This window comes from Mycobacterium sp. TKK-01-0059 (assembly GCF_000709305.1).
Lineage (GTDB): Bacteria > Actinomycetota > Actinomycetes > Mycobacteriales > Mycobacteriaceae > Mycobacterium > Mycobacterium intracellulare.
The window spans coordinates 122,146-134,787 of the sequence record NZ_KL446994.1 but is presented as its reverse complement, the minus strand read 5'-3'; the positions used below and the strand labels follow the sequence as shown (position 1 = coordinate 134,787).

Genomic DNA, 12,642 nt, shown 5'->3' with positions numbered 1-12,642 from the left:
CACGAATACCTCTTCGGAATCTCGTGGATGGGCTGGCGATGCGTACGACCAGAGGTCGGTTGCGGCGGCCGTTTAGTTCCCCGCCATTTCGTTCGGGTGCCAAAAAGCCGGGCTTCTTTGCGCGCGAACGGTCGTGCTGCAACGATGCAGGGATGCGGTGTGACGTTGCGCGTGAAGCGCTGTCGGCTCGATTGGATGGCGAGCGACCCCAGGTGCTCGCGCAGCAGGTCGACGCCCACCTTGAATCGTGCCGCAGTTGCCGTTCCTGGCTTATCGGGGCGGCGGCGCAGACCCGTCGGTTCGCCTCGGTGGCGCCCGGCGAGGGACCCGACCTGGTCGACAAGATCATGGCCAGCATCGACGACCAAGCCTCCGGACACCCGAGGTGGATGCGCTGGTTGCGGTCGCACTACCGGCGCTGGGGTTTGATCGCGGTGGGCCTGTTCCAGGTGGCGATTGCCGCGGCCCAGATCAGTGGGGTCGATTTCGGCATGGTGTCCGGTCACATGCACGGCGCGATGTCCGGCGAGCACCTGATGCACGAGTCCACGGCGTGGTTGTTGGCGTTGGGCCTGGCGATGGTCGCCGCCGGCGTCTGGCCCGCCTCCGCGTCGGGGGTGGCGGCGATCACCGGCGTGTATTCCGTTGCGCTGCTTGGTTATGTGATTGTCGACGCCTTCGACGGACAGGTCACGGCCACCCGGATCGCCAGCCACATGCCGCTGTTGTTGGGCCTGGCATTCGCGTTGTTGGTGGCGCGCGAGCGCGTGGGCTCGCACCGGCGGCACGGCTCCGATGGCTCGGTCGACGCCGACTATCCCGCCTCGGCGGCCGACCCGTCGAGCGGTCGACGGCGCGGGCACCTGCGGCCGATCAACCACGCCGCCCCCGACCACGCCGCGCCCTCTACGACGACCCGTCGTAGGATCGGAAAACCCGCGCAACTAAGGTGGTTGAGCATGATCGCGCCGAGCGACGACGAGGCGGTAACCGAGCTTGCTTTGTCCGCCGCGCGCGGGAACGCGCGAGCGCTTGAGGCGTTCATCAAAGCCACCCAGCAAGACGTGTGGCGGTTCGTCGCCTACCTCTCCGATGCCGGCAATGCCGACGATCTGACCCAAGAGACTTTCCTGCGCGCCATCGGCGCCATCGAGCGGTTCTCCGGACGCTCGAGCGCCCGGACTTGGCTGCTGTCCATCGCGCGCCGGGTCGTGGCCGATCACATCCGCCAGCTGCAGTCGCGGCCGCGTGCCGCGCTGGGCGCCGATCCCGAACACGTGGTGCGCGGCGACCGCAACGCCCGCGGGTTCGAAGACCTCGTTGAGGTTACGACGATGATCGCCGGCCTCAATCCCGAACAGCGGGAAGCGCTTTTGCTCACCCAGTTGCTCGGGCTGCCTTACGCCGACGCCGCCGCGGTGTGCGGTTGCCCGGTGGGCACCATCCGCTCCCGGGTCGCGCGCGCCCGCGATGCGTTGCTGGCCGACGGCGAGCGCAGCGACCTAACCGGCTAGCGCGCCAACCCATTCCGCGGCGTCGGCCACGGTGCCGACGGTGGTGACGCCTTCGGGTAGCGGCGGGCGCGCCACCATCACCACCGGCACCTCGAGCGCGGCGGCGGCATCCAGTTTGGCCCGCGTCATCTGCCCCCCGCTGTTCTTGGTGACGAGCGCGTCGATGCGGTGCTCGCGCAACAGCGCGACTTCCTCGTCGTAGCGGTACGGGCCACGCGAGAGCACCAGCCGGTGATGACGCGGCAGCGAGGCGCTGTCGGGTTCGGTGACCGCCCGGATCAAAAACCACGCGTCGCTGCCGGCGAAGGCGTGGACGCCGGAGCGACCGGTGGTGAGGAATATGCGCGAATAGCCCTGCCGGGCAACCGTTTGCGCCGCATGCGTGTCCGACCCGACGACAAGTGCCTCGCCGGGATCCCAGGCCGGGCGCGCCAGGATCAGATGAGGTATCCGCAATTGGCCGCATGCGGTGGCGGCGTGCGCCGTCATGGTGGCCGCGAACGGGTGGGTGGCGTCGACGACGGCGTCGATGCCTTCGTCGCGCAGCCAGCGCCGCAGGCCGTCCACGCCGCCGAAGCCGCCGATGCGCACGGGGCCGACGGGCAGCGCCGGGTCCGGCACCCGGCCCGCCAGGGAGCTGATGACGTCGACGCGGGGGTGCAGGGTTTTCGCCAGCGCGCGCGCCTCGCCGGTGCCGCCGAGCAGCAAGACGCGCATCAATGCCTGCTCCCCCGGGCCCGCCCGGTCGAATACAGATAGCTGTCGGTGAATTCCCCCGCGGTCAGCGCGTCGCCGACGACGATGACCGCGGTCTTGGTGATGTCGGCCTCGTGCATCTGGGCGGCGATGTCGGCAAGCGTGCCGCGCAGCACCGTCTCCTGCGGCCAGCTCGCGAAAGCCACGACGGCGACGGGTGTTTCGCGGCGGTAGCCGCCGTCGAGCAGTTGCGGAACGATGGCGTCGATCTGGGCGGCCGCCAGATGCAGGACCAGGGTGGCGCCGGATCGGGCGAGCGTCGCCAGGTCTTCGCCGGGCGGCATCGCGGTCGACAGGGTCGCCACCCGGGTCAGCGTCACCGTCTGCGCGACGCCGGGGACGGTGAGCTCGCGCTTCAGGGCGGCCGCAGCGGCGGCGAAAGCCGGTACGCCCGGCACGATTTCGTAGTCGATGCCCAGCGCGTCGAGTCGGCGGCACTGTTCGGCCAGCGCGCTGTACAGCGACGGGTCGCCGGAGTGCAGCCGCGCCACGTCGTGTCCTGCGGCATGCGCGTCACGTAGTTCGGCGATGATCTGTTCCAGCGTGAGCGGGCCCGTGTCAACGATTTTCGCGTCCTTAGAGCAGAGCGCCAGCAGGTCGTCGGGCATGATTGACCCGGCGTACAGGCACACGGGGCAGGTTCGGAGGAGCCGTTGACCGCGGACGGTGATCAGGTCGGCGGCGCCCGGCCCGGCGCCGATGAAATATACCGTCATTTGGTCATCACCCACTGGGTGACCGGGTAGTGCGGCTGCCAGCCCGTGAAGGCGCCCAGGGCCTTGCCGTGATAGTGCTGGAAGCGTCGCAGCTCACCGCCGAGGCGCGTATATGCCTGTGTGACAGCGGCTTCCGATTCGGTGGTGACCATGTTAGCGACAAGCCGCCCGCCGGCGGGCAGGTGGTCGAGACAGGCGTCGAGCAGGCCGGGCTGGGTCAGGCCGCCGCCGATGAAGATCGCCGACGGCGGCGCGGCGCCGTCAAAGGCCTCGGGGGCGTCGCCGCGCACCTCGATGCCGACGCCGAAAGCCGCGGCATTGCGCTCAAGGTTGTGACGGCGTTGTTCGTCGCGTTCGAAGGCTATTGCGCCGCAACCCGGTCCGCTCAGGCACCACTCGACGCCGATGCTGCCCGAGGCCGCGCCGACGTCCCATAACCGCTCCCCCGGCCGCGGCGCCAGGGCGGCCAGCGTCACCGCGCGGATCCCGAGTTTGGTGATCTGGCCGTCGTGGGTGAATGCGTCGTCGGGTATTGGGGAGACGCGTTCGTCGGGCAGGTAGCGCACGGCGATCACGTTGAGGTCGTCGACGTGGCCGGGCGCGCCGCCGGCCCAGTCGCGGGCGGTGCCGTCGCGGCGGTGTTCGTCTGGGCCGCCGAGCCTTTCGAGCACGGTGAGCTGCGAATCACCGCGGCCGTGCGCGTTGAGCAGGGTGGCCAGCTCGGTGGGTGTGGATCTGCCTTGCGACAACACGATCGCCTGCCCGCCGCGGCGCACCGCGGTGTGCGGTTGCGCGGTGACAAGGCTGATCACCTCGGTGTCGTGGACGTTCCAGCCCATCCGCGCGCACGCCAGTGTCACCGAGGACACGTGCGGCAGCACCCGTACCTTCTCGGGGCCGTGTAGGCGGATGAGCGTGCCGCCGATGCCGTGCAGCAGCGGGTCGCCGCTGGCCACCACGTGGATGTCGTCGTCCATGGGCAGCGCTTTCAGGGCGGGCAGCATCGGCGAGGGCCACTCCCGGCGGCGCGCGGGCACCGTGTCGTCGAGCACGTTAAGTTGGCGCTGGGAGCCGTAAATAACTGTGGCCCTTCGTAATTCGGCTCGCGATGCTTCGGCGAGACCGGCCATGCCGTCGGCGCCGATACCGACGACGACGATCACGAGCGCGGCCCCTCATCGCCGCGGGCGCGCATCATCGCGGCATCCTGCGCCAGAGGAACGCGGGCACCAATCGCATCACGGCGGCCGCGGGTCCCAGCGCCCATGGGATCCACACGGTGCGCCGGCCTTTCGCCAGCGCCCGCGCGGTCGCGGCGGCCACCTTCGTGGGCGTGCTGGGCAGGGGCGCGGGCGTCATGCCTTCCGTCATACGCCCGATGACGAATCCCGGGCGGGCGATCAGCACCCGCACCCCGGTGCCGTGCAGCGCGTCGGCCAGACCGTTGGCGAAGCCGTCCAGGCCGGCTTTGGCCGAGCCGTAGACGTAGTTGGCGCGCCGCACCCGGGCACCGGCGATCGAGGAGAACACCACCAGTCGGCCTTTGCCGGCGTTGCGCATGGCGGCGGCGAGGTGGGTGAGCATGCTGACCTGGGCGACGTAATCGGTGTGCACGACGGCGACCGCGTGCGCGGCGTCGGTCTCGGCGCGAGCCTGGTCGCCCAGGATTCCGAAGGCCAGCACCGCGGTGCCGATGGGCCCGTGGTCGGCGACGACCGAGGCGACCAGGGCGGCGTGCGAGGCCAGGTCGTCGGCGTCGAATTCCCTGGTGTCGACCGCGGCGGCGCCGGCCGCTTTGAGCGCGCTGACCTGGTCAGCGAGCTGATCGGCGCGGCGCGCGGCCAGCACCACCGTCGCCCCGGGGGCCAGGCGTCGCGCCAACTCGACCCCGATTTCGCTGCGTCCGCCCAGGATTAGTACTGGACCCGCGCCCGTGTCGTCCACGGCTGCGATTATTACCTGCGCTAGCGTGAGCGGTGATGGCGAATACCACGACCCGACTAACCGACGAGGCCCTCGCGTTTCTGTCGGAACGCCATCTGGCCATGCTCACCACGTTGCGAGCCGACAATTCGCCGCACGTGGTGGCAGTCGGCTTCACCTTCGACCCCAGGACGCACATCGCGCGGGTCATCACCACCGGCGGGTCCCAGAAGGCGGTCAACGCCGATCGCGGCGGGCTGGCCGTGCTGAGCCAGGTCGACGGCGCGCGCTGGCTGTCGCTGGAGGGCCGGTCCAAGGTGAACAGCGACGCCGACGCGGTGCGCGACGCCGAGTTGCGCTACGCCCAGCGCTACCGCACGCCGCGCCCCAACCCGCGGCGCGTGGTCATCGAGGTTCAGGTGGAGCGGGTGCTCGGGTCGTCGGATCTTTTGGACCGGGGCGCGTAAGAGCGCCGAGACGGATCGCCTCGGATCTCGCCGCGACCGACCGACGGCGACTGTGTTCGGCCTTCACACCGGAGTTCCGCGATTATTGCCTGGTTGTTGTAGCAGTAGGTCGTCATGCTCATGCCTGCGGCAAGCTTCTACGAATTGAATTGCCGCTCCGCTGTCGCGTAGAAACTCGTGGTATTGACTCGGCGTGAGCTCGTAATATTCTTCGTAGTCAACGATTCCGTTGCTCACAGGTATGGAAGCGTAGTATCGACCCGACATCGTCTCGACGCCGATCGAATACCTATCGTCTCGCGAAAAGTAGGTGTCGTCATATTTCATTACATTTTTTCTAGGTCAGCCGGGCCGGACTACGCCTAGGCCGCCGGTGCGATAACTTGGTCTAGCAGTTTGCCGATCGCAGCATCCGTTAACGAAGATTCCATCCAACGCATCGGCCAATCTCATGCAACGCTTCCTGGGATAACTCTGGATGCTTTTGATGGAATCGTCGGAGGATATCGTTCACGCCCTCCGCTAACGTCATATTGCCCCACTCGATCGGCATGCCAACTGCCTCACGCACCAGTGCGGAAATACGCGAAACCAGCAATTCGGCTTGCGATGGCCCGTACACCTCCAGCACCTTCTGTTTGTCGATATGAGGAACGGTGGTGTCGCTGATGGCCACGACAATTGCGGCGCTAATGTCGGCCGGATCCATCCTCGGCTCCTTCATCGCTCGAAAACCGTTGTTTCAGCACCTGTTTCGGGATCGATGATCACGATCTTGGTGACACGTGGATTGTCCATGAGTCGTGGAAGCTCGACCGTTTTCCACCCCTTTGGCCGCCGCGGCGAAGCCACGCCAACGAGATGTGGCCGCACGCAAACCCGCTACATCGCCGTCGGGCCACAACTCGAGAACAAACGACTGCACGACCGCCCACAGCATCGGTGGCGGCTAGCCGGGCCCCATCGTTCCCGGGGCTTTGGGCGCGGCGAGCTCGGCCGGCGGAGATGGCGACTGCAATACGCCGCCACCGCCGCCCAGCGTCGAAGCCGCGTCGACGTTCGAATAGTTCGCCGCGCCCTGCTGGATGATGGCCCCGCATTTCCGGCACGCGTTGACGGCCGCCGCCGCCGCTTTCAGCAGCGATTCCGCCGTGTCTTGATACCCCAAGCCGAACACCTCGCCGGCGCGGTCCACCCCGGTGTGGGCCGACAAACCAGCGGTCAGGATGGCCAGACTCGCGGCAAGGCCATCACCAGCGGCAACCACCGCGCTGCCCGCGGCGTACATCGCCTCCGGATCAACGGCCAAGGGAGCCACACGGGAAATTTTCGCTCAGGCCCGTCCGGCGACGCTACTCACCCAATGATCGCTGCCGCCAAGCTAGCCGCGCCCCCGAGCCGCCACAACTCAGGCATCCACAGCGTCAGCCGACCGGAACGACGATCAGTTCGTGCGGCCGGTTGTTGACGGTCAGGGCGCCGTCCTCGGTCACGACGACGATGTCCTCGATGCGCGCGCCCCAGCGGCCTGGGAAATAGATGCCCGGCTCGATGGAAAACGCCATGCCCGCGGTCAACGGGAGGTCGTTTCCGGCGACGATGTAGGGCTCTTCGTGCACCGACAAGCCGATGCCGTGCCCGGTGCGGTGCACGAAATAGTCGGCGAGTCCTTCGGCGGCCAGCACATCGCGGGCGGCCGCGTCGACCTGCTCGGCCGTCACGCCCGGGCGTACCGCCTCATAAGCGGCGCGCTGGGCGCGCTGCAGCACCGAATACTGTTCAACCACTTCTGGATTCGGCTCACCGATGCTGTAGGTGCGCGTCGAATCGGAGTTGTACCCGGGTTCATAGGCGCCGCCGATGTCGACAACGACGATGTCACCGGCCTGCAGTTCGCGATCCGAATACCCGTGATGCGGGTCGGCGCCGTGCGGCCCGGATCCGACGATGATGAACGCCACCTCCGAATGCCCTTCGGCCACAATGGCGTCCGCGATGTCGGCGGCGACGTCGGCCTCGGTGCGGCCGGGCACCAAAAACTCCGGCACCCGGGCGTGCACCCGATCGATGGCCGCGCCGGCTTTGCGCAGCGCGTCGACTTCGCACTCCTCCTTGACCATTCGCAGCGTGCGCAACACGTCGGTGGCCAGCACCGGCAGCGCGCCGAGCACACCGGCCAGCGGGAGCAGATGCAGCGCCGGCATGGAATCGGTCACGGCGGTCGCGGCGGGAGCACCGCCCAGCCCGGCGCCCACCAGATCGTAGGGATTGTCGCCGTCGACCCAATCGACCACCGCCAGGCCGAGTTCGGCGATGGCCGACCCCTTCAGCGAGGCCAGCTCCAGTCGCGGCACCACCACCGTCGGGTCACCGGACGCGGGCAACACCAGCGCGGTGAGCCGCTCCAAGGTCTGGGCGCGCGACCCGACCAGGTAGCGCAGGTCATACCCCGGCGTGATCACCAGCCCGGCCAGACCCGCATCGGCGGCCGCGGCAGCGGCCGCGGCCAATCGACGGGCATACACGGCTGCGTCGAAGCGGTGTGACTCCATGGCAGTCAGGCTAACCCGCCCGCCGAACGTCGACTTGTTGCGCCGATTTCGCCCGTGGGCCGACAACAACTCGACGTTCGACGGGGTGGAGTCGCCCGGCCGACAACAAGTCGACGTTCGACGGCGTGAGACCATATGCGGCATGCCAGGACCACTAGTGCTGCTCGATGGCGCCAGCATGTGGTTCCGTTCGTATTTCGGGGTCCCGTCCTCGATCACCGCCCCAGACGGCCGGCCCGTCAACGCGGTTCGCGGATTCATCGATTCCGTCGCCTTCGTGATTACCCAACAGCGACCAAGCCGGCTGGTGGTCTGCCTGGACCTGGATTGGCGGCCGCAGTTCAGGGTCGACCTCGTGCCGTCCTACAAGGCCCACCGCGTGGCCGAGCCCGAGCCGCCGGGCGAACCGGACATCGAGGAGGTCCCCGACGACCTGACGCCCCAGATAGACATGATCGCCGAATTGCTTGACGCCTTCGGGATTCCGACGGCGGGCGCGGAGGGTTTCGAGGCCGACGACGTGCTCGGCACGTTGGCGGCGCGGGAACGCGACGACCCGGTCGTGGTGGTCAGCGGTGACCGCGACCTGATGCAGGTGGTGTCGGACGATCCGGTCCCGGTGCGGGTGCTCTACCTCGGCCGCGGGCTGAGCAAAGCCACGTTGTTCGGGCCCGCCGAGGTGGCCGAGCACTACGGCGTGCCGGTCGAGCGGGCCGGGCCCGCCTACGCCGAACTCGCGTTGCTGCGCGGCGACCCGTCCGACGGCCTACCGGGCGTCCCGGGCGTCGGCGAGAAGACCGCGGCCTCATTGCTGGCCCAGCACGGCTCGCTGGAACAGATCCTGGCCGCCGCCCACGATCCGAAGTCGAAGATGCCCAAGGGCCTGCGGGCGAAACTGCTGGGCGCGCTGGACTACATCGAGGCGGCCGGCGACGTGGTGCGGGTGGCCACCGACGCGCACGTCACGTTTTCGACGGCCAGCGACGAACTACCGCTGGTCGCGGCCGATCCGCAACGAACCGCCAAGCTGGCGACCGAACTGGGCGTCGGATCGTCGGTCGCGCGCCTGCAGAAAGCGCTCGACGCGCTGCCGACCTGAGGGTCCGCTACTGAGGGCGGCCGACCTCGTAGGTGCCCTTGTTGTCCTGGAACGTCACCGTCACGTGCTTCGGCGCGCCGTCGATGCTGACGTCGCAGTCGAACGTGGCGCCCTTCTTGACGGTCGGGTTTTGGCCGTGGTTGCACTTGACGTCCTTGACGTTCTTGGCGCCGTAGCCGTTCGTTTCGTCGCTGAGGACCTGCTGAACCCCGGCCTGCGCCTTGCTGACGTCGAGCTTGGTGGTGACGAAGAAGCCCGGCTGCCAGAATCCCAGCACCAGCACGACGACGACGAGCAGCAACGCGATGCCGCCGCCCACGCCGGCGATCAGCCCAACCGGTCGCTTCTTGCCAGGCTGCTCATAGGGCGGGTACTGCTGCGGGTACTGGCCCGGCTGGCCGTATTGACCGTACTGCCCGTATTGACCCGGCGGTGGGTATTGGCCCGGCTGCCCGTACTGGCCGGGCTGCGGGTACTGGCCCGGCTGCCCGTACTGACCCGGCTGGGCGTATTGACCCGGCTGACCGTACTGCCCGGGCTGGGCATAGCCCGGCTGCTGGGGGTACTGCTGCGGATAGGCCTGTTCAGCCGGCTGCTGGTACTGCGGGTATTCGGCCGGCGGCGTGTAGGCGGGCGCCTGCCACGAGGCCTCCTGGGTCTGCTGGTCGTGCCAGGACGGCGCCACCTGGGTCGGGTCCGACGAGTGGTCGCTGCCTTGACCTTGGCCGGGCGGTTGCCACTGCTGGTCCGATCCCTGCGGTCCGCTCATCTTTCTCCTCAGCCCCTTGTGTCTCGGCATGAACTATCGGCGTTTAACGGTAGCTCCGGCCTAGCCTACCCGGCGTCAACTGCAACGACGCCGCGCCGAATGTCGTTGATGGCCCGCTTCGCGGTGGCCCGAACCTCGGCGTCCGGGGCGGCGTTGCGCACCTGGTCCAGCAGGTCAAGCGCCTGCCGGCACCAGCGCACGAAATCGCCCGCCAGCAGGGGCGAGCCGCTGCCCGCCGGGTCGGCCGCCGCCAGCGCCGCGGCCAGATCACCGGTCCGGGCCCAACGGTAGATGACGTTGACGAAGCCGTCGTCGGGTTCGCGGCTCGGGGCGATCCGGTGCGTCTGCTCGTCGGCGCGCAACGCCATCGACAGCCGCGACGTCTGCTGCAACGCCTGGCGTAGTGGCTGCGTGGGGGCGTCGGCGGCAAATGCCGCGCCCGGCCCGTCCCCGCCCCGGCTCTCGTACAGCACCGACGAGACCACCGCCGCCAGCTCGGCGGGCTTCAAACCGGACCACGCGCCGGTGCGCAGGCATTCGGCGACCAGCAGATCGCTTTCGCTGTAGATGCGCGCCAGCAGCCGCCCGTCGTCGGTGACCCGGGGATCGCCGTCGCCGCCTTCGATGAAGCCACGCTCGGTGAGCAGCCCGACGATCCGATCGAAGGTCCGGGCCAGCGAATTGGTCGCTGCCGCAACCTTTTTCTCCAATTGCGCGTTGTCGCGTTCGATCCGCAGGTAGCGCTCGGCCTGGCGGACCTGTTCTTCCCGGCCGGGCGTGTTGTGCGACGGGTGCCGCCGCAGCTGTTCGCGCAGCTTCGCCAGCTCGGGGTCATGAAATTCGCCGTCGGCGTCCCCGCGGCCGCGGCGCTTCGCCGGAATGGCCAGCCCGGCGGCGACCGACCGCAGCGCCGACGCCAGATCGCGGCGGACGCGCGGCTGCCGGTGCTCGACCCGCTTCGGCAGGGGCATCGACCCGACCGGCGCCGACATGCCCGAATAGTCGGCCGAGGAAATCCTTCCCGCCCAACGATTTTCGGTGAGCACCAGCGGCCGCGGGTCGGAGCTGTCGCGGGCGGATTCCAGCACCACGGCCAGCCCACCGCGCCGGCCGTGGGCGATGTTGATGATGTCGCCCCGGCGCAGCGCGGCCAGCGCGTCGGTGGCCGCCTGCCGGCGTTGCAATCGCGAGGCACGCGACTGGGCGCGCTCCATCTCGGAGATGCGCGCGCGCATCCGGGCGTACTCGAGGATCGGCGCCTTGGGGCCGCCCAGCTCGCCGGCGATCTCGCCCAGCATCGCGTCGCCCCGCTCGATGCCGCGCACCAGCCCGACGACGGAACGGTCGGCCTGATACTGCGCAAATGACTGCTCCAGCAAGCGATGTGCTTGCTCGGGGCCCATCTGCTGCACGAGGTTGATCGTCATGTTGTACGACGGGGCGAACGAACTGCGCAGCGGGAAGGTGCGGGTGGAGGCCAGCCCGGCGACCGCGGAGGGTTCGGTGGTTTCTTCGGTGGGATTCCAGAGCACCACCGCGTGGCCCTCGACATCGATGCCGCGCCGCCCGGCGCGCCCGGTCAACTGGGTGTACTCCCCCGGCGTCAGCGCCACGTGCTGCTCGCCGTTGAACTTGACCAGCCGCTCGAGCACCACGGTGCGGGCGGGCATGTTGATCCCCAGCGCCAATGTCTCGGTGGCGAACACGGCCCGCACCAGCCCGGCGGTGAACAGCTCTTCGACCGTGTGCCGGAAGGCGGGCAACATGCCGGCGTGGTGGGCGGCCAAACCGCGCAGCAGCCCCTCGCGCCACTCGTAGTAGCCGAGCACGGCCAGGTCGGCGTCGGCGAGATCGCCGCAGCGGTGCTCGATCACCTCCGCGATCTGCGCCCGCTCTTCCTGAGTGGTCAGCTGCAGGGGCGAACGCAGGCATTGCTGGACGGCGGCGTCACAGCCGGCCCGCGAGAACACGAACGTGATCGCCGGCAGCAGCCCTTCGGCATCCAGGCTCGCGATCACGTCCGGACGCGCCGGCGTGCGGTAGAGCCGGGGCCGGCCCGACCGCGCTGGCGGACGCCCGCGTCCGGCACTTCGCCGCGGCTGCCAATCCGACATCCGATCCGCCTCGCGGCGATGGGTGATGTGCCGCAACAGATCCGGGTTGACGCGCGGCTCGCGCGGGGCGCCCGGCTGCTCGGGGGTGTCCGAATGCCGGTAATCGAAGAGGTCGAAAAGGCGCTTGCCCACCAACACGTGTTGCCAGAGCGGCACCGGCCGGTGTTCGTCGACGACGACCGTCGTATCGCCGCGCACGGTCTGGATCCAGCCGCCGAACTCCTCGGCGTTGCTCACCGTCGCCGACAGGCTGACCACGCGGACTTCGTCCGGCAGGTGCAGGATCACCTCTTCCCACACCGGGCCCCGCATCCGGTCGGCCAGGAAGTGCACTTCGTCCATTACCACGTAGGAAAGGCCCTGCAGCGCAGGCGAATCCGCGTAGAGCATGTTGCGCAGCACCTCGGTCGTCATGACCACGACGGGCGCATCGGCGTTTACCGACATGTCCCCGGTGAGCAGGCCGATGCGGTCGCGGCCGTAGCGCGCCGTCAGGTCGGTGTGCTTCTGGTTGCTCAGCGCTTTGAGCGGCGTGGTGTAGAAGCACTTGCCGCCGGCCGCCAGCGCCAGGTGTACCGCGAATTCCCCGACGACGGTCTTGCCGGCGCCGGTCGGCGCGCAGACCAGCACGCCGTGGCCGCGTTCGAGCGCCACACACGCCCGATGCTGAAAGCCGTCGAGCGCGAAGGGCAGATCCATGGCGAATCGGGTGAGTTCGACCAGCTCCGCCAC

13 protein-coding genes and 1 pseudogene are annotated in these 12,642 nt (G+C 68.9%); 4 read left to right on the top strand and 10 right to left on the bottom strand.

Going from position 1 to position 12,642, the window contains the following annotated elements:
• Window positions 1-38: 38 nt before the first annotated feature.
• Window positions 39-833: pseudogene (locus K883_RS28395) on the top strand (DUF2275 domain-containing protein); the annotation flags it as partial.
• A 126-nt stretch (window positions 834-959) separates the two neighbouring features.
• On the top strand, window positions 960-1,514 hold the full coding sequence (gene sigC / locus K883_RS28390) for an RNA polymerase sigma factor SigC (RefSeq protein WP_225337380.1): 555 nt from the start codon (window positions 960-962) through the stop codon (window positions 1,512-1,514).
• Here the strand turns inward: sigC and K883_RS19850 are convergent.
• From K883_RS19850 to K883_RS19835, 4 genes are read right to left on the bottom strand one after another with little or no spacing between them, the layout of a single operon-like run.
• Window positions 1,503-2,231, bottom strand: a complete 729-nt coding sequence (locus tag K883_RS19850; RefSeq protein WP_008256348.1) for a cobalt-precorrin-6A reductase — start codon at window positions 2,229-2,231, stop codon at window positions 1,503-1,505. The genes sigC and K883_RS19850 overlap by 12 nt on opposite strands.
• Window positions 2,231-2,986 carry a precorrin-4 C(11)-methyltransferase gene (gene cobM, locus K883_RS19845; protein WP_008256346.1) on the bottom strand — a complete coding sequence of 252 codons (756 nt, stop codon included), beginning with the start codon at window positions 2,984-2,986 and terminating at the stop codon, window positions 2,231-2,233. The genes K883_RS19850 and cobM overlap by 1 nt, the downstream gene beginning before the upstream one ends.
• Entirely contained in the window at window positions 2,983-4,149 is a 1,167-nt protein-coding gene (locus tag K883_RS19840) for a bifunctional cobalt-precorrin-7 (C(5))-methyltransferase/cobalt-precorrin-6B (C(15))-methyltransferase (RefSeq protein WP_008256345.1), read from the bottom strand. Before K883_RS19840 ends, cobM begins: the two co-directional genes overlap by 4 nt.
• Window positions 4,150-4,180: 31 nt before the next feature.
• Window positions 4,181-4,930 (bottom strand): SDR family NAD(P)-dependent oxidoreductase, encoded by a 750-nt coding sequence (locus tag K883_RS19835; protein WP_008256344.1) that lies wholly within the window; start codon window positions 4,928-4,930, stop codon window positions 4,181-4,183.
• A 35-nt stretch (window positions 4,931-4,965) separates the two neighbouring features.
• Here K883_RS19835 and K883_RS19830 point away from each other — a divergent pair, with 35 nt between their 5' ends.
• The gene (locus K883_RS19830; RefSeq protein WP_008256343.1) at window positions 4,966-5,376 is read left to right on the top strand and encodes a F420-dependent biliverdin reductase; all 411 of its coding nucleotides are present in this window, start codon (window positions 4,966-4,968) and stop codon (window positions 5,374-5,376) included.
• Window positions 5,377-5,439: 63 nt separating this feature from the next.
• Here the strand turns inward: K883_RS19830 and K883_RS27115 are convergent, their stop codons facing one another.
• From K883_RS27115 to K883_RS19815, 4 genes are all read right to left on the bottom strand, one after another.
• On the bottom strand, window positions 5,440-5,703 hold the full coding sequence (locus K883_RS27115; protein WP_080687334.1) for a hypothetical protein: 264 nt from the start codon (window positions 5,701-5,703) through the stop codon (window positions 5,440-5,442).
• An 88-nt stretch (window positions 5,704-5,791) separates the two neighbouring features.
• Window positions 5,792-6,085 (bottom strand): hypothetical protein, encoded by a 294-nt coding sequence (locus tag K883_RS19825; protein ID WP_014711543.1) that lies wholly within the window; start codon window positions 6,083-6,085, stop codon window positions 5,792-5,794.
• Between the two features lie 240 nt (window positions 6,086-6,325).
• A complete protein-coding gene (locus K883_RS19820) occupies window positions 6,326-6,694 on the bottom strand; it encodes a hypothetical protein (RefSeq protein ID WP_225337376.1) in 369 nt (122 codons plus the stop codon).
• 106 nt (window positions 6,695-6,800) lie between these two features.
• The gene (locus tag K883_RS19815) at window positions 6,801-7,928 is read right to left on the bottom strand and encodes a M24 family metallopeptidase (RefSeq protein WP_008256333.1); all 1,128 of its coding nucleotides are present in this window, start codon (window positions 7,926-7,928) and stop codon (window positions 6,801-6,803) included.
• Between the two features lie 142 nt (window positions 7,929-8,070).
• On the opposite strand from K883_RS19815, the gene K883_RS19810 reads away from it, so the two are divergent.
• Window positions 8,071-9,027: a 5'-3' exonuclease gene (locus K883_RS19810; protein ID WP_008256332.1), complete on the top strand. Its 957-nt coding sequence runs from the start codon at window positions 8,071-8,073 to the stop codon at window positions 9,025-9,027.
• A 7-nt stretch (window positions 9,028-9,034) separates the two neighbouring features.
• Here the strand turns inward: K883_RS19810 and K883_RS19805 are convergent, their stop codons facing one another.
• Together K883_RS19805 and K883_RS19800 are read right to left on the bottom strand one after the other, a co-directional pair.
• The gene (locus K883_RS19805) at window positions 9,035-9,796 is read right to left on the bottom strand and encodes a DUF4333 domain-containing protein (RefSeq protein ID WP_008256331.1); all 762 of its coding nucleotides are present in this window, start codon (window positions 9,794-9,796) and stop codon (window positions 9,035-9,037) included.
• Window positions 9,797-9,861: 65 nt separating this feature from the next.
• A complete protein-coding gene (locus tag K883_RS19800; protein WP_008256325.1) occupies window positions 9,862-12,642 on the bottom strand; it encodes a DEAD/DEAH box helicase in 2,781 nt (926 codons plus the stop codon).